Annotated in this window: 14 protein-coding genes; 12 read left to right on the top strand and 2 right to left on the bottom strand. The window is 60.2% G+C overall.

What is annotated here, in order from left to right; translation table 11 throughout:
* Positions 1 to 7 precede the first annotated feature (7 nt).
* The 10 genes from FQ705_RS20165 (at position 8) to FQ705_RS20120 (ending at position 9,256) form a co-directional block, all read left to right on the top strand.
* Complete coding sequence (locus FQ705_RS20165) at positions 8 to 895, top strand: ParB/RepB/Spo0J family partition protein (protein ID WP_144143817.1); 888 nt, start codon at positions 8 to 10, stop codon at positions 893 to 895.
* A 576-nt stretch (positions 896 to 1,471) separates the two neighbouring features.
* A complete protein-coding gene (locus FQ705_RS20160) occupies positions 1,472 to 2,017 on the top strand; it encodes an ATP synthase subunit I (RefSeq protein WP_144143816.1) in 546 nt (181 codons plus the stop codon).
* Between the two features lie 164 nt (positions 2,018 to 2,181).
* On the top strand, positions 2,182 to 3,033 hold the full coding sequence (gene atpB / locus FQ705_RS20155; RefSeq protein ID WP_144143815.1) for a F0F1 ATP synthase subunit A: 852 nt from the start codon (positions 2,182 to 2,184) through the stop codon (positions 3,031 to 3,033).
* A 96-nt stretch (positions 3,034 to 3,129) separates the two neighbouring features.
* Positions 3,130 to 3,399, top strand: a complete 270-nt coding sequence (gene atpE, locus FQ705_RS20150; RefSeq protein ID WP_007180033.1) for a F0F1 ATP synthase subunit C — start codon at positions 3,130 to 3,132, stop codon at positions 3,397 to 3,399.
* A 137-nt stretch (positions 3,400 to 3,536) separates the two neighbouring features.
* Positions 3,537 to 4,007, top strand: coding sequence for a F0F1 ATP synthase subunit B (locus tag FQ705_RS20145; RefSeq protein ID WP_105510156.1), 471 nt, complete (start codon positions 3,537 to 3,539; stop codon positions 4,005 to 4,007).
* Between the two features lie 2 nt (positions 4,008 to 4,009).
* Entirely contained in the window at positions 4,010 to 4,549 is a 540-nt protein-coding gene (locus tag FQ705_RS20140; protein ID WP_144143814.1) for a F0F1 ATP synthase subunit delta, read from the top strand.
* Between the two features lie 58 nt (positions 4,550 to 4,607).
* Positions 4,608 to 6,149, top strand: a complete 1,542-nt coding sequence (gene atpA / locus FQ705_RS20135) for a F0F1 ATP synthase subunit alpha (protein WP_144143813.1) — start codon at positions 4,608 to 4,610, stop codon at positions 6,147 to 6,149.
* Between the two features lie 128 nt (positions 6,150 to 6,277).
* Positions 6,278 to 7,162 carry a F0F1 ATP synthase subunit gamma gene (gene atpG / locus FQ705_RS20130; RefSeq protein ID WP_144143812.1) on the top strand — a complete coding sequence of 295 codons (885 nt, stop codon included), beginning with the start codon at positions 6,278 to 6,280 and terminating at the stop codon, positions 7,160 to 7,162.
* Positions 7,163 to 7,277: 115 nt separating this feature from the next.
* The gene (gene atpD / locus FQ705_RS20125; protein WP_144143811.1) at positions 7,278 to 8,672 is read left to right on the top strand and encodes a F0F1 ATP synthase subunit beta; all 1,395 of its coding nucleotides are present in this window, start codon (positions 7,278 to 7,280) and stop codon (positions 8,670 to 8,672) included.
* 158 nt (positions 8,673 to 8,830) lie between these two features.
* Positions 8,831 to 9,256, top strand: a complete 426-nt coding sequence (locus FQ705_RS20120; protein ID WP_144143810.1) for a F0F1 ATP synthase subunit epsilon — start codon at positions 8,831 to 8,833, stop codon at positions 9,254 to 9,256.
* Positions 9,257 to 9,424: 168 nt separating this feature from the next.
* On the opposite strand, the gene FQ705_RS20115 is transcribed toward FQ705_RS20120, so the two are convergent.
* A complete protein-coding gene (locus FQ705_RS20115; protein WP_144143809.1) occupies positions 9,425 to 12,079 on the bottom strand; it encodes a hypothetical protein in 2,655 nt (884 codons plus the stop codon).
* Between the two features lie 229 nt (positions 12,080 to 12,308).
* Here FQ705_RS20115 and FQ705_RS20110 point away from each other — a divergent pair, with 229 nt between their 5' ends.
* Complete coding sequence (locus FQ705_RS20110; protein ID WP_144143808.1) at positions 12,309 to 14,039, top strand: AMP-binding protein; 1,731 nt, start codon at positions 12,309 to 12,311, stop codon at positions 14,037 to 14,039.
* Between the two features lie 879 nt (positions 14,040 to 14,918).
* Here FQ705_RS20110 and FQ705_RS20105 read toward each other — a convergent pair.
* Positions 14,919 to 15,716, bottom strand: a complete 798-nt coding sequence (locus FQ705_RS20105; protein ID WP_144143807.1) for a transporter substrate-binding domain-containing protein — start codon at positions 15,714 to 15,716, stop codon at positions 14,919 to 14,921.
* Between the two features lie 229 nt (positions 15,717 to 15,945).
* Here FQ705_RS20105 and hemE point away from each other — a divergent pair, with 229 nt between their 5' ends.
* Positions 15,946 to 17,046 carry a uroporphyrinogen decarboxylase gene (gene hemE, locus FQ705_RS20100; protein WP_144143806.1) on the top strand — a complete coding sequence of 367 codons (1,101 nt, stop codon included), beginning with the start codon at positions 15,946 to 15,948 and terminating at the stop codon, positions 17,044 to 17,046.
* Positions 17,047 to 17,331: the final 285 nt, after the last annotated feature.

The following is a 17,331-nucleotide window of genomic DNA, read 5'->3' as shown; positions in this document are numbered from 1 at the left end:
AAGCACGATGAATGCAGTAGCGAGAAAGAAGGGATTGGGCCGGGGACTCGAGGCGTTGCTGGGTGGTAGCGCGGATATTACCGAGGCGGTAGCGATCGAGGGAGCGCCGAACGTCTTGCCGCTCAGTAAGATGCAGGCAGGCAAGTACCAACCGCGTACGCGTATGGACGAGGGGGCGCTACAGGAGTTGGCCGCGAGCATCCGCGCGCAAGGGCTGATGCAGCCGATTCTGGTGCGCCCGGTGTCGGCGGACAAGTACGAGATCATCGCCGGCGAACGACGATTTCGTGCGGCGCGGATTGCCGGCCTCGAAGAGGTGCCGGTACTGGTGAGGGACGTGCCGGATCAAGCGGCAGCCGCGATGGCGCTGATTGAGAATATTCAGCGCGAGGATCTGAATCCGCTGGAAGAGGCGCAGGGTATCCAACGTCTACTCGATGAGTTCAATTTCACCCATGAACAGGCGGCAGAGTCGGTTGGCCGTTCGCGCAGCGCGGTGTCGAATCTGCTGCGTCTGCTGAATCTCGCTTCGCCGGTGCAGACGATGCTGTTGGCTGGTGACCTCGACATGGGTCACGCACGTGCGCTGCTGGCCGTCGACGCCGCAACGCAAATCACGCTGGCCAATCAGGTTGTCAACAAGCGCATGTCGGTACGCGAAACCGAAAAGCTTGTGACGACGACCACCAAGGCGGCACCCGCGGTCAAGGCGCGTGCAAATCAGGACGGCGGTCGTGACACGCGACGCCTTGAAGAAGAGCTGTCTGATCTGTTGGCTGCCACGGTGAAGATCAAGCTCGGTCGGCGTGGGCGAGGGCAGGTGCTGGTGGATTTCGGCGATCTGGACGCATTGGAGGGCATTCTTGTCCGATTGCGAGGCAATGCGACGGCCTGATTGACGGTGGCGTAATAGAAGGGTTTTCTGAGCGGTCTTGCGGTCGGTGCAGATGTCGACCGCAAGCTGTTGGGTGCAATTTGAGCGATAAAACGGCGCTGCGCTGTGGCAGCGCTCTAACTAAAAGTGAAGGCTATGCAAATTAATCAGGATCGCTGATCAATCTAGTCTGCAGCGCGATATTTCATGTCGTGCGGGCCTGCGTCCAAATGCCCTAGGTCGCAGATTTCCCTACCGGGCGACACGCAACGTGTCCACCGACTTGGGCAAAATTCGGCGTTTGTTGCATTTTCGAGACGTCCGTTGAAGCGTTTTTGAAGCGCGTCGGCGCGTCCTACGTGGGCCAGTACGACAGGCATGTTTTGCCACCCCCCAACAGCCTTACATTCGACGTCTTTTACGCCATCAGCGGGCCGTTCCCGCATCGTGAAGGCCCATTTCACAGTGGTTATTGAACGGCCTAAAGTCTTGAATTGCCTGCAACTATCGCTTACAATCGCCCGGATTTAATTGCACGGCAACCCCGTAAGCGCAGCGTAAGCTGGCGGGCTGGAACAAGACTTTCGGAACACTGCGATGGCGGTCAAAACGTCGAATCAAGCGCCGAAGAATGGGCACGACGAACACCCCGCTGAACGCACTGCTTCCGCTGCGTCCACCGGTCAGCAAGTCGCCTCAGACGAAGCGTGGGATGTTGAGCAACAAGATAACAATATCGTTCCGCTCACGCGGGCCGAGGCTGAAAAGCTCTTTGGTTCGAATGTGAGTCGTCCATCGCGTGTCACGCCTTTCAAGGTCGTGGCGGCGCAAATGGTTTTGTCCCTGGGTGCTACGCTGGTGTGGTGGCTGTTCTACAAGCCGCCGGGCGCTGCTGCGCTGTCCGCGTTCCTGGGGGGAGCGATCTGCTGGGTGCCGAGCGCGTTGTTCGCGGCACGACTTAGAACGCTGAGCGGCGCCGAAACAGCGATGAGCTGGATGATCGGCGAAGCGCTCAAGATGGGGACAACGATCGCGATGTTTGTAGCCATCGCCTTCTGGTATCACGACGTACGCTGGGTGCCGCTGCTCGTGACCTACCTCATTGCGCTCAAGACGTACTGGATCGCCTTAGCTTGGCGCTAAGGTAGCAGGAACAAAAGTAGTAGCAAAAAAATTCAGGCCGGCGCGCAGCGCTGGCATCAGGAGTGCGGATATGACACGGTCCGCACCCGGCGCGTTCCCGCAATACAGAATTGCTGCGGGAGCGGCCTCAGACGATTTTCGACAATTTGGGTGGCTTTAACGATATGGCAGCTAGCGAAGGCACGCGCGCAATGGATCCGTCCGAGTACATCGCGCACCACTTGCAGAACTTTTCCACCGGGCATCAGACGTCGATTTTCGACATTCACGTGTGGAATCTGGACACCCTCTTCTGGTCGATCGTTTGCGGTCTGGCCACCATCTTCATTCTGCATCTCGCTGCCCGCAAGGCAACGTCGGGCGTGCCGGGCCGTTTCCAGTGCGCGATCGAAATGCTGGTCGAAATGGTCGAGGATCAATCCAAGTCGATGATCCACGGCTCGCGTACTTTCATCGCACCGCTGGCCCTGACCGTGTTCGTCTGGGTCGCGCTGATGAACTCGCTCGACTTTATTCCTGTCGACCTGCCGGGCAAAGTGATTGGCCTGCTGGGTCTGTCCGAAGTCATCCCGCACCACCGCATCGTGCCGACCGCCGACCTGAACGGCACGCTCGGCATCGCCCTCGGTGTGTTCGTGCTGATGATTTACTACAACTTCAAGATCAAGGGCGCTGGCGGCTTCGTGCATGAACTGCTGTCCGCTCCGTTCGGCGCGCATCCGCTGCTGTGGATCCCGAACCTTGCACTGAACATCATCGAGTTCGTCGCCAAGACGGTCTCGCTCGGCATGCGGCTGTTCGGCAACATGTATGCGGGCGAACTGTTGTTCCTGCTGATTGCCCTGCTCGGCAGCATGTGGGGTTTCGGCGCGGACGTGTCGGTGCTTGGCTTTATCGGCCATGTGATCGCAGGCACGGTTTGGGCGATCTTCCACATTTTGATCGTTCTGCTGCAGGCGTTCATTTTCATGATGCTGACGCTGGTGTACATCGGCCAGGCTCACGATACCCACTAGTAGCGGCTGCGCGTCGCGAATAGTTTTTGGTTTTAGCTTTAGTTTTTAAATCCCAGTTCCAACCAGTTCTAAAAGACTTTTCACAAAGGAGTGATCATGCAAGCTTTCATCGCCAACATCCAGGGTCTGACCGCCATCGGTATCGGCATCATCATCGGCCTGGGTGCAATCGGCGCCTGTATCGGTATCGGCCTGATGGGCGGCAAGTACATCGAAGCATGTGCACGTCAGCCTGAATTGATGAACCCGCTGCAAACCAAGATGTTCCTGCTGGCTGGTCTGATCGATGCGGCTTTCCTGATTGGCGTTGGTGTGGCAATGCTGTTTGCGTTCGCGAACCCGCTGCTGTCGAAGCTGGCAGGCTGAGGTTCCTCGGAAGTTTGCGCCTGAGCTATAACTGGTGAAGGCGCAGGGCGGAACGGGCACTCGGGCGCTGATCGAATACAGATCGATGAGCGCCTTGCCGTTTCACTTTCCGAACTAGCAACGTTTAAGGAAACACCGTGAATCTCAACGCAACCCTGTTTGCGCAAATGGTCGTGTTCCTGATCCTCGCGTGGTTCACGATGAAGTTCGTGTGGCCGCCGTTGATCAACGCCCTCGACGAGCGCTCGAAGAAGATTGCTGACGGTTTGTCGGCCGCTGAAAAGGGCAAGGCAGAACTCGAAGCCGCTCACAAGCGCGTCGACCAGGAACTCGCTCAGGCTCGCAACGACGGTCAGCAACGCATTGCCGACGCGGAAAAGCGCGCCGTAACAGTCGCTGACGAAATCAAGGCGCAAGCACACGCTGAAGCTGCTCGCATCATCGCGCAAGCGAAGGCGGACGCGGACCAGCAAGTCGTCAAGGCGCGCGAAACGCTGCGCGGCGAAGTCGCTGCACTCGCTGTGAAGGGCGCTGAACAGATCCTGAAGCGCGAAGTCGACCAGGCAGCTCACGCTGACCTGCTGAATCAACTGAAAGCCGAGCTCTGATCATGGCCGAACTTGCAACCATCGCCCGTCCGTACGCAGAAGCGCTGTTTGGCGTGGCCGAAGCTGGTGACATCGCCGCCTGGTCCGATCTCGTGCAGGAGCTGGCACAGGTTGCGCGTCTGCCCGAAGTGCTGTCGATCGCCACGAGCCCGAAAGTGAGCCGCGCCCAAGTCAGCGAATTGCTGCTGGCCGCGGTCAAGTCGCCGCTCAAGGACAACGCGCAAGCGAAGAATCTGGTGCAAATGCTGGTCGATAACCATCGCCTGCAGTTGCTGCCGGAAATCGCTACGCAGTTCGAAGAGTTGAAGAACGCCCGTGAAGGGGCGGCCGATGTGCTGATCGTCAGCGCATTCCCGCTCGAAGGCGCGCAGTTGAACGAACTCGTCGCGAGTCTCGAACGCAAGTTCCAACGCAAGCTTAAGCCGACGGTCGAAGTCGACTCGTCGCTGATCGGCGGCGTACGCGTGACGGTCGGCGATGAAGTGCTCGATACCTCGGTCCGCGCGCGGCTTGCCAGCATGCAGACGGCTCTGACGGCCTGAAGCGCCTAAGGCGCTGAAGCGGCTGGCACGCAACAGAATTGACTATCAGGAGCGAATAATGCAACTCAATCCCTCTGAGATCAGCGAGCTGATCAAGAGCCGGATCCAGGGCCTTGAAGCGAACGCAGACGTTCGCAACCAGGGCACCGTGATCTCCGTGACCGACGGTATCGTGCGTATTCACGGCCTGTCGGAAGTGATGCAGGGCGAAATGCTCGAATTTCCGGGCAACACCTTCGGTCTCGCACTGAACCTCGAGCGCGACTCGGTCGGCGCCGTGATTCTGGGTGAGTACGAACACATTTCGGAAGGCGACATCGTCAAAACGACGGGCCGCATTCTGGAAGTGCCGGTGGGTCCGGAACTGCTCGGCCGCGTGGTCGATGCACTCGGCAACCCGATCGACGGCAAAGGCCCGATCAACGCGAAGAAGACCGATGCAATCGAAAAGATTGCTCCGGGCGTGATCTGGCGTAAGTCGGTTTCGGAGCCGGTCCAAACCGGTCTGAAGTCGATCGACGCGATGGTGCCGGTTGGCCGTGGCCAGCGTGAGCTGATCATCGGCGACCGTCAGTGCGGCAAGACTGCAGTCGCAGTCGACGCGATCATCAACCAGAAGGGCAAGAACCTCTTCTGTATCTACGTCGCAATCGGCCAGAAGGCTTCGTCGATCATGAACGTGGTCCGCAAGCTGGAAGAAACCGGCGCGCTGGAATACACGATCGTCGTCGCGGCTTCGGCGTCGGAATCGGCTGCGATGCAGTACCTCGCACCGTACGCCGGCTGCTCGATGGGCGAGTACTTCCGCGACCGCGGTCAAGACGCGCTGATCGTTTATGACGATTTGACCAAGCAAGCTTGGGCATACCGTCAGATCTCGCTGCTGCTGCGCCGCCCGCCGGGCCGCGAAGCTTACCCGGGCGACGTGTTCTATCTGCACTCGCGTTTGCTGGAACGTGCGGCTCGCGTTTCGGAAGAGTACGTCGAGAAGTTCACGAACGGCGAAGTCAAGGGCAAGAGCGGTTCGCTGACGGCACTGCCGGTCATTGAAACGCAAGCAGGTGACGTGACCGCATTCGTTCCGACGAACGTGATCTCGATTACCGACGGCCAGATCTTCCTGGAAACCGACCTTTTCAACGCAGGTATCCGCCCGGCAATTAACGCCGGCGTGTCGGTGTCTCGCGTGGGTGGTGCGGCTCAGACGAAGGTCGTGAAGAAGCTGTCGGGCGGTATCCGTACCGACTTGGCGCAGTACCGTGAACTGGCTGCGTTCTCGCAGTTCGCCTCGGACCTCGACGAAGCGACCCGCAAGCAACTGGAGCGCGGCCGCCGTGTGACGGAACTGCTGAAGCAGCCGCAGTATCAGCCGCTGCAAGTATGGGAACTGGCGGTCGCGCTTTTCGCTGCGAACAACGGTTACCTCGACGATCTGGAAGTCTCGCAAGTCCTGCCGTTTGAAAAGGGCTTGCGCGAACACCTGAAGGCGAGCCACGCTGACCTGGTCAAGCGCATCGAAGATACCAAGGAACTCTCGAAGGACGATGAAGGCCTGCTGCACACGGCTGCCAAAGACTTCAAGAAGTCCGGCGCTTATTGATCCGCGAGTGATCCGCAAGGCATAAACGGACCTTGAAGCGGCGCGGGCCGCAGGCAACTGAACCCGCGCTGTTTCATGGGACCCGAGTCAGCGCTGAAGCGCTAACTCGGGCCGACAAGGAGCAAGCAATGGCTGGAATGAAGGAAATTCGCGGCAAGATCAAGAGCGTGCAAAACACGCGCAAGATCACGAAAGCGATGGAGATGGTGGCCGCATCGAAGATGCGCCGCGCTCAGGAGCGCATGCGCGCTGCTCGCCCGTATGCCGACAAGGTCCGCGATATCGCTGCACACATGAGCCGTGCCAACCCGGAGTATCGCCACCCGTTTATGGTGTCGAACGAAGGCGCGAAGGCGGCGGGCATCATCCTCGTCACGACCGATAAAGGTCTGTGCGGTGGCATGAACACCAACGTGATGCGTGCGTCGCTGCAGAAGTTCAAGGAACTGGAAGGCCAGGGCAAGACGATCGAAGCAACGGCGATCGGCACCAAGGGTCTGGGTTTCCTGAATCGTCTGCGCGCCAAGGTGGTGTCGAACGTCGTGCATCTGGGCGATACGCCGCATCTGGAAAAGCTGATCGGCGCGGTGAAGGTGCAGCTCGACCTGTACTCGGAAGGCAAGGTTTCGGCGGTGTACCTCGCGTACACGCGCTTCGTCAATACGATGAAGCAGGAGCCGGTGATCGAGCAACTGTTGCCGCTGTCGGCAGAACAGTTCGAGCGCAAGGAAGAAGACGGCACGACGCCGAGCACGCAGTGGGACTACATCTACGAGCCGGACGCGCAGGCAGTGGTGGACGAACTGCTGGTGCGTTATGTCGAGGCGCTGGTCTATCAGGCCGTCGCGGAAAACATGGCATCGGAACAGTCGGCACGAATGGTCGCGATGAAGGCCGCTTCGGATAACGCGAAGACGGTCATCAACGAACTGCAGCTCGTGTACAACAAGAGCCGTCAGGCCGCGATCACGAAAGAACTGTCGGAAATCGTCGGTGGCGCGGCGGCAGTCTGACCGTCACGGTCAAGCCAGCCGCTTCGTGTGCGCCCATGTGGCGCACCCGTCCAGGCGACCCCACCGAAACTGCGCCTTTGCGCGAGTGAAGAATTGAGTATCTAAAGGAAAAGCGATGAGTACTACTGCTTTGGTAGAAGGCAAGATCGTACAGTGCATCGGCGCGGTGATCGACGTGGAATTTCCGCGTGAATCCATGCCGAAGATTTACGACGCGCTGATTCTCGACGGTTCGGAATTGACCCTCGAAGTCCAGCAACAACTGGGCGACGGCGTTGTCCGTACCATCTGTCTGGGTGCATCGGACGGCCTGCGTCGCGGCACCGTCGTGAAGAACACGGGTAAGCCGATCAGCGTGCCGGTCGGCAAGCCGACCCTCGGCCGGATCATGGACGTGCTGGGTCGCCCGATCGACGAAGCCGGCCCGATCAACTCGGACGTGGTTCGCGGTATTCACCAGAAGGCTCCGGCGTTCGACGAACTGTCGCCGTCGACCGAACTGCTCGAAACCGGCATCAAGGTGATCGACCTGATCTGCCCGTTCGCGAAGGGCGGCAAGGTGGGTCTGTTCGGTGGCGCCGGTGTGGGCAAGACCGTGAACATGATGGAACTGATCAACAACATCGCCAAGGAACACGGTGGTTACTCCGTGTTCGCCGGTGTTGGCGAGCGTACCCGCGAAGGGAACGACTTCTATCACGAAATGAAGGACTCGAACGTTCTCGACAAGGTCGCGCTGGTGTACGGCCAGATGAACGAGCCGCCGGGCAACCGTCTGCGTGTCGCGCTGACCGGTCTGACGATGGCTGAGCACTTCCGTGACGAAGGCCTCGACGTGCTGTTCTTCGTCGACAACATCTACCGTTTCACGCTGGCAGGCACGGAAGTGTCGGCACTGCTCGGCCGTATGCCGTCGGCAGTGGGCTATCAGCCGACGTTGGCTGAAGAAATGGGCAAGTTGCAAGAACGTATCACGTCGACCAAGACCGGCTCGATCACGTCGGTTCAGGCCGTGTACGTCCCTGCGGATGACTTGACCGACCCGTCGCCGGCTACGACTTTCGGCCACCTTGACGCAACCGTCGTGTTGTCGCGTGACATCGCTTCGCTGGGTATCTACCCGGCGGTCGATCCGCTCGATTCGACCTCGCGTCAGATCGACCCGAACGTGATCGGCGAAGAGCACTACAAGATCACGCGCGGCGTGCAGCAAACGCTGCAGCGCTACAAGGAATTGCGCGACATTATCGCGATTCTGGGCATGGACGAATTGGCGCCGGAAGACAAGCTCGCCGTAGCGCGCGCTCGTAAGATCCAGCGTTTCCTGTCGCAGCCGTTCCACGTCGCCGAAGTGTTCACGGGCTCGCCGGGCAAGTACGTGCCGCTGAAGGAAACGATCCGTGGCTTCAAGATGATCGTTGAAGGCGAATGCGACCATCTGCCGGAGCAAGCGTTCTACATGGTCGGCACGATCGACGAAGCCTTCGAAAAGGCCAAGAAGATCCAGTAAAGGTCGGGTGTAACGAAGCGGGCGCCGGCCCGTCCAGAACCGATAGCATCGTGATATCCGTTCAGAAAGCCGGCGCCTCTTACTACGCTCACCCCAGCCTTGCATGGGACGAGAGTGAACGCTAAAGCGCCCACTCTCGTCGACAGGAGTCGACACATATGGCAACCATTAAAGTAGACGTCGTCAGCGCGGAAGAGCAGATCTTCTCGGGCCAGGCGAAGTTCGTTGCACTGCCGGGCGAAGCAGGTGAACTCGGCATTCTGCCGGGCCACACGCCGCTCATCACGCGGATTCGTCCGGGTGCAGTGCGTATCGAAGCTGAAAACGGCGAAGAAGAGTTTGTGTTCGTCGCCGGCGGCATCCTCGAAATCCAGCCGGGCGCTGTGACGGTTCTCGCCGACACCGCGATCCGCGGCAAGGATCTCGACGAAGCGAAGGCTGAAGAAGCACGCAAGCGCGCGGAAGAAGCGCTGCAGAACACGGGTTCGAACCTCGAATACGCCACCGCGCAAGCGGAACTGGCGTACGCGACGGCTCAGCTCGCTGCGATTCAGCGTCTGCGCAAGCTGCGCGGTCAGAACTAAAAACCATCGGCGTTCGCAAGTCGTTGCGGCTCAGGCTGCCCGACTTGCTGCAACGAAGGATGAGAAACGGGCTCCTGTGCAGGAGCCCGTTTTTTTTCGTCTGCCGATGGCAAGGCATCGTTTTCCGTTGCGGGTTGTCTATCTCACGAGCGTCGCGTTCACCCGACTTCAGACGTTGGCGGACGACGCGCCGGGTTTAGGCTGCAAGGGCGTATAGCTAGGTTTTACATTCGGCGCGTAGACGAGTTCCTCGTCCCCCGAGTAGATGTTTTTTGCGAACAGCGACTCTTCACCGTTGAACGGCTCCTCGACCAGACGTACCCCGACGCGCGGCGCAAGGCGCGCGGCCGCACCGGCCTCGTTGGGCGCAGCACTGGCGATCTCCGCGACGCGGAACACCGTATTCGGCCTGAAGATCCATTCACGCTCCTCGCCAAGATTGGTGGATACGCCCTCGATCGTGGGTTTCGCCGTTAGTCCCTCGATGTCGTAGATGGCAATGGCCGGTGATTGTCTTATGAACACGCCGCCGACCGACTCGATCGCCTGATCCGCGAACGTATTCGAACTCGACGCGGACATGAACGCCGGCGAATTCGTCACCAGGTCGCCGACCTTGAAACGGGTTGCGTAGTCGGCGGGCACTTGCGCTGTCCGCAACAATTTTTGGGGACCGTCTCCGGGCGCCGGCAGTTCGTCGAGCGCGGCAGCCAGGTTGTCCCTCAGGCTCGCAGTGAAGGACTGAGGTTCGCGGTTATAGAGGCTGCTGTTCAACCTGTAGTTGATAGCCTCGTGGCTGCTTGCCGACGAACTGGAGTCCGAGTCGCCCACTGCGGTCCACGAGCGCAAAGCGCCTCGGTTTTTTGCCGGCATGGCGTCGAACGCGGCCCGGTAGTCTCGCTTGAACGCCGGGTCGTCGATGGCGCCGTTAGCCTGCGACTTCCAGCCCAGCACGTCCATCGCCTGGGTCAGTTCAGGTGACACCGGCGCGCCGGACGACGACGCAACGGTGAATCCTTCCGCCAGCCGAGGCAACGGCTGATGCTCCTTGGATTCCGCCAGCGTCCACGTCCACCACGGACCGGCCGACGAGCTTGCCGCGTCGGGATCCGACATCATCCCGCCTTTGAGTCCCACGTTGTTGTGAACTTCAAAGCCGCCGTCCGCAGCGGGCCGAACGGGATATTGCGGCTTATATGCGTTGTCCGACTGCCAGACGCGCAGCGTACCGTTGTCGGCGTCGTAGCGGACGGGGTACCAGTGGGCATCATCGTGAATGTACCGGCTGCCGCTCGCATCGTGATAAAGGTCGCGCTGTCCAGGCACCTGCGACAATCCTTCGGGCCGCTGTACCGCATAGGACGACGGAATGGGCAACGGTGTACCGGCCTGTTCATGCAGGAGTTCGCTCGCACGATCGACCTCGAAGCCGGCCACTTTCACAGCAGCGGCCGCAGCAGTTTCGCCGCGAGTGAGTTCGGTGGTTTTGGCGACGTCGCTCGCCAGCGCGCCGATTTGCCTAAGTGCCTGAGGGACCTCTTTTGCCACGGCGCCCATTTCGCCGCCGGGAAGCGCGGCGCTCAGCAGTGCCGTTCCGACATCGATTCCGAGGCGTGCATTTTCTGGCAGCACGCTTCGCGGCATCAGCTCGTCGACGAACGGCGCTGTGAGCGGAAACATGTCCAGCATGAAGCGGGCGACGCCCTCGACAATTTGACCGGCAAGCCGCTCGGCCTTGGCCTTTGGCGAGACGGAGATGTCTTTCGAGGTGTTGTCCTGCAGAACGGTGTTGAACCGGTCCGACAGATCGCGTACATAATCCGGCCCGGCCGCCGGCGGATTCTGAACGATGCTCTCGTAGCGTTTGCCGCCGGCGACGCCTGCCTGGTTGAGCTTGCCCGCCGCCGCGCCATACCATTGAGCCAGCTTGTCGTGAAGCCCCGGATCGTTGCGCAAGCGATCCGTGAACGCCAGAACTGCCCGATCGCTATCCTCGCCGGGCGTGTTCGTGAACAATTGGCGGCCGATCGTCTCGTAACGTAATCCGGGGTCCGTCTGCGATCCCGCGGCACCGAGGATCCCATCGACCCGCGCATTGGCCTCGTTCCATTTGACTGCCTCGCGCCGATACCGCGTATCGAGCGAATTGCCCAGCTTCTCCTGCAGATTCGCCTTGAGTGTCGCGGCTTGCCTGAACAACTGCTCGCGTTGCGCCGGGGTTTTGCCCGGCGCAAGAAAGCTTTGCCTTAACGCATTAAGCGCAGCACCGTTCGTTGCATCGCGCTCACCCTGCGCGACTGTGCCGGCCGGTGCGTTGAATACGCCGAGAACTTCGTCGGTTGGATCGGTGAGCACGCGGTTGCGTTCGTCCAGTGCGGCGCGCTCGAGTTTGTCCATCTGGACAGACAGTGCGTCGAGTACCTTCGGATCGGTCGTTTCGCGTCCGACCGCGCGCAAGGTCGCGCCGGCGCCCGCGAAATACTCGCGGACCGAGGGGGGCGAGTTCTGCAGGTTTGCAGCCATGGCCGCCAGACGCTCTTCGCGTGCCACGACGTGCTGCGGATAACCGGTCAGAGACTGAGCGACGTTGCGCTCGATTTTCTGCCTGTTTGCCGTCGCCAGCGATCCGGCGCGGACATGGTAGTCACTCACGTAGAGCGAATCGAGTTGCGCGAGTTCGTCGGAGCCGATTGGCATGGGACTATTCGCACTAATCGCCGGACTTTTGCCGGCCAGCACCGGCAATGGCCGGCAGGATGCAAGTTTCGTGGCCGTCAGGCCCATCGTCCCAGCCATATCGGATAAGTTCGTATTCACTTTCATGTCGGACTCCGTTTTCATTGCCTGACGCCGTGGTTTGCGCCACTCAGTCCCCGATGATTCGACTGGGGATATCGAATCATCCTTTCGACGTCTGGCCGCCGGTGTTACCCAGGTATTTTCAGATCTCGGACGTAGGCTTAGCGGGTATCACTCGATGCCGTTCGGCCGGTGGTGCATGGCACAATTGTCAGCAGATCGAAATCAAAACCGATTTTCAGGAGACACCACCATGACAACGCATCCGTCACGCGATGACGCGATCATCGAACCTCGCGACGGCCTGTCGTACGTCCGCGGCTCGACCGATATCCCGTTGAGCGAAGCGACCGTGAGCCAATTCCTGCGCGATACGGCCGAACGCTTTGCGGATCGTCCCGCCGTGGTGTTTCGAGAGCAGGGCATTCGCTGGACGTGGCGCGAGTTTGCGCAGGAAGTGGACTTGCTGGCGGCCGGTTTGCTGGCGCTCGGAATCGAGAAGGGTGACCGCGTCGGCATCTGGTCGCCGAACCGGGTGGAATGGTTGCTCACGCAGTTCGCGACCGCGCGCATCGGCGCCGTGCTCGTCAATATCAATCCGGCCTACCGGCTCGCGGAACTGGAATACGCGCTGAACAAGGTGGGCTGTAAGGCGATCATTGCCGCCGAGCGCTTCAAGTCGTCGATGTACCTGGAAATGCTTCAGGAACTCGCGCCCGAACTGGCCACGCAGTCGCCAGGACAGTTGCACGTCGCGAGGCTTCCCGAGTTGCGCTACGTGATCCGCATGTGCGACACGGAAACGCCCGGCATGTTGAGCTTCTCCGACGTGATCGAGCAGGGGCGAGCCACGCTCGACGTCGCGCGACTCGACGACATCGGCGCGACGCTGTCTTGCCACGAGCCGATCAACATCCAGTTCACCAGCGGCACGACGGGCAATCCAAAGGGCGCCACGCTGACGCACAGCAACGTGGTCAACAACGCGCGCTACATTGCGATGGCGATGCGGCTGAGCGAACAGGACGGCCTGTGCATTCCCGTCCCGCTGTATCACTGTTTCGGCATGGTGCTGGCGGTGCTGGCCTGCGTGTCGGTCGGCGCCAATATGGTCTTTCCGGGCGAAGCATTCGACCCGGCCGCGGCGCTCGCGGCCGTCGCCGAAGAAAAGTGCAGCGCGCTCCACGGCGTGCCGACCATGTTCATTGCCGAACTCGACCACCCAGACTTCGCCAGCTTCGATCTTTCGCGCTTGCGCACCGGCATCATGGCCGGCTCACCGTGCCCGATCGAAACGATGAAGAGGGTCGTCTCCCGGATGCATCTAGGCGAAATCACCATTGCCTACGGCATGACAGAAACCAGCCCGGTGTCGTTTCAGAGTTCGACCGCCGACCCGCTCGATAAGCGCACGACGACGGTGGGCCGAATCCAGCCGCATCTCGAGGTGAAGGTTGTCGATCCGCTCGGCGACATCGTGCCGGTAGGTGAGACGGGCGAACTCTGCACCCGCGGCTACTCAGTGATGCAGGGCTATTGGGGTGACGAGGCGAAGACGCGCGAAAGTATTGTCGACGGCTGGATGCATACCGGCGACCTGGCGACGCTCGACGCCGAAGGTTATTGCAACATCGTCGGCCGACTGAAGGACATGCTGATTCGCGGGGGCGAAAATATCTATCCGCGCGAGATCGAGGAGTTCCTGTTCCGCCATCCGAAGATTCAGAGCGTGCAAGTGTTCGGTGTACCCGACACGAAGTATGGCGAGGAAGTGTGTGCGTGGGTGGTGTTGCGCTCCGGCGAGCAGGCGTCGGCCGAAGAAATCCAGCAGTTTTGTCAAGGCCAGATCGCGCACTATAAGGTGCCGAAGTACATTCGGTTTGTCGACGAATTGCCTATGACCGTGACCGGCAAAGTGCAGAAATTCATCATGCGCGAACGGATGATCAATGAACTGAGCCTGCGCCAGGACAGGACGGCTTGATACAGCGTAGCTGCGATTGACGAGTCCGCGCCGGGAATGAGCACCCGGCGCGGCCGATGAAGATGAAAGCGCAAATCGTTTGCCGCACAGCGTTGAAAACTGCCGGACGCATGAGCCGCCAATAGCGCGATGCCGCACTGCGCAAACGTTTGGCCAGACGAAAAAAAAGCGGGCCTGGAGCCCGCTAAAAACCACACGCTACGGGGTTAGCGCGAGGAGACCAAAGTAGGAACCGACTGAGACGGCGACCCTGCGCCGACTACGGCCCCAGCAGGGATGCCCCTTCACAGGGCTTCGGCATAGGCCGACCGGCAAGTGCATCGTATCCGCTCACACTACGCACCCAGCCACATCCGTGTTGAAACCGTTGAGGGCATTGTGGGCGAATTAATCTACGAGCGCGGTAACAAAGTGTTTCAGGTTGTAACGCCCGCCAGATAAGGCGCCACGGGACTTATTGCCAAACCGGAACGTTTTAAACGTAATTTTTACCGATGACTTGCCCGCAATTTCATACGCATGATTGATGCTATTCGAGAAGCATATTGCGCGGCAATTTGTTCAGTCGATTCCGCATGAAATGGTTGCACGTTCATCTTTTTCTCCACGGACTGCCCATGAATTGGGCGTGCTTTCCGACCTTAAAAAATTCGTCGCGCGAGGGATTCAAGTTTCGCGTCGTAACACATCTGCGAAGCATCCACCTTTTCATGGGGGCCAGTTCGTTTCTCGCCGCAGCGGTCCTGTTGTTCGGTTTTTGCTTAAGAACTACCGCCGCGGTTACATGATCGCCGCCAGATCGCCTTGCCGTGGTCGCACTGCGGTGGCCGAAATCTAGCTCGCCTGAGCAAATGCCGGCCGCCTCAAACGCATGCGACGCTACTTCAGCCACTTATCCGAAATTGCCTGATATTCGCCAGTTGCGCGCGCAAGGTGCAGCCATTGATCGACGTATTGCTGGAACGTCACGTCGCCGCGCGGCAGCAACCAGGCCTTTTCGCCATATTGGAACGGCTTGTCTGGATGCACTGAACATAGCCCTGGATTCAGCTTCTGCTGAAGCAAGGTTTCAGAGGCGTCGGTCACCATCACGTCCGCTTTGCCGGCAAGGATCTGCTTGAAGACCGTCACGTTGTCGGGATACACCGTCAGGTTCGCGTGCGGGAAATACTGCTTCGCAAAACGCTCGTTCGTGCCGCCCGGATTGACGATCACGCGCGTGGACGGCTGATCGATCTGCGCGACCGTTTGGTATTTGTTCACGTCGTCGCAGCGAACGATGGGTGTTTTACCGTCGACCATGTAGGCCTGCGTGAAGAACGCGCGCTTTTGCCGCTCGAGCGTAGGCGAAACGCCGCCGACGCCGATATCGCATTTCGCCACGAAGTCGTTCATGAGGTTCGACCACGACGTCTTGATGTACTCCGCCTTAACGCCGAGCGACTTGGCTAGCGACTCCGTCATGTCGATGTCGATACCTTCGAACTGACCGTCGGCCTTGTAGAACGAGTAGGGTTTGTAGTCGCCCGTGGTGCAGGCGCGCAGCGTGCCGCGGGCCATAATTTCGTCGAGCCGGGACGGCGTCGCGGCGGTGGCGCTGGTTTGCGCGCAAGCCACGCCGACGTGCATGAAAACGCCAGCCAGGGTGCCGAGCAGTGCGAGTGCTGCTTTATTCATCGAGTCTCCTTCGGTGCGTGTAATTGTTTGGTAAGGCCAACCGATCATATCCAGGTAATTCGCCCTTGAACATCGGCTGTTCGGCCTAGTCCTCGCGTCGCAGCGGGGCGGCGCGACGTCGCCTGCGAACCGCGCGCCCAGCAGGCTCGCGACAGTTATTGCCTGCATCAAGCGCGATGGGGTGAGCCGGCTCCGGTAAAATGCCCCTTTGCCCTCAGTCGTACGCAACGTGGCCCATAAACTCCTGAACGACACATTCCTGCGCGCGCTGCTGCGCCAGCCTACCGACTACACGCCGATCTGGCTGATGCGGCAAGCTGGCCGCTACCTGCCGGAATACAATGCCACGCGCGCGCGTGCGGGCAGTTTTCTCGGCCTCGCCAAGAACCCCGCGTTCGCCACCGAGGTCACGCTGCAGCCGCTCGAGCGTTATCCGCTCGACGCCGCAATCCTGTTCTCCGACATTCTCACCGTGCCCGACGCCATGGGTCTCGGCCTGGAATTCGTGCAGGGCGAGGGCCCAAAATTCGCCCGTCCGGTGCGCACGGAAGACGACGTGGCGCGCCTCGCGGTGCCGGACATCGACGCCACGCTGCGCTATGTGACCGACGCCGTGCGTGAAATTCGCACCGCGCTGACCGACGCGCAGGGCCGTCAGCGCGTGCCGCTGATCGGCTTTTCGGGCAGTCCGTGGACGTTGGCCTGTTACATGGTCGAAGGCAGCGGCTCGGCGGATTTCCGTACCGTCAAGTCCATGCTGTACGCGCGTCCCGATCTGATGCACCGCATTCTCGAGATCAACGCGCGCTCGGTCGCGGCTTACCTGAACGCGCAGATCGAAGCCGGCGCACAAGCCGTGATGATCTTCGACACGTGGGGCGGGGCGCTGGCAGATGGCATCTACCAACGGTTTTCGCTGCATTACATCCAGCAGGTGGTCAGTCAGCTGAAGCGTGAGCACGACGGTGAGAAAGTACCGGTGATCACTTTCACTAAAGGCGGCGGCCTGTGGCTCGACGAGATTGCCGAAATCGGCGTGGATGCAGTCGGCCTCGACTGGACCGTGAACCTGAGCCAGGCGCGCGGGCGCGTGGGTAGCAAAGTCGCGCTGCAAGGCAATATCGACCCGTCGGTCTTGTTCGCGCCGCCGGCCGCGATTCGCATGGAAGCGCGCGCGGTGCTCGACAGTTTCGGCAATCATCCGGGCCATGTGTTCAATCTTGGCCACGGCATTTCGCAATTCACGCCGCCGGAACACGTCGCTGAACTCGTCGACGAAGTGCATCGTCACAGCCGGGCGATTCGGAGCGGCTCGCGTGCACCGGCATGAGGCCGTAATCGTTACCACTTTTGCTGCAACGCAGCGAAGTGGGCTCTCGGCCTAAGGGAAAATTTGCAGTCAGCAGGCCGTCAGATGGCGGTCTTGCAGTTGTCAAGACTTGACTTATGCACATTCATCACGCTGCGACGCGGTAGAAGTTTTCGTCGTACCCAAACCCTTGCACATTACCGGCGCATTTGATCTAAGCCTTGTCTGGCAAGGGTTTCAAGGGTCCAGAGCAGAATGTGCGGAATCCCACAGAAGGCCGCTGGGGCGCGGCTCCCGGCCCATCGG

The organism is Paraburkholderia sp. BCC1884 (assembly GCF_900996225.1).
GTDB lineage: Bacteria > Pseudomonadota > Gammaproteobacteria > Burkholderiales > Burkholderiaceae > Paraburkholderia.
The sequence above is the reverse complement of the archived record's forward strand: the minus strand, read 5'-3'. Positions and strand labels throughout refer to the sequence as shown.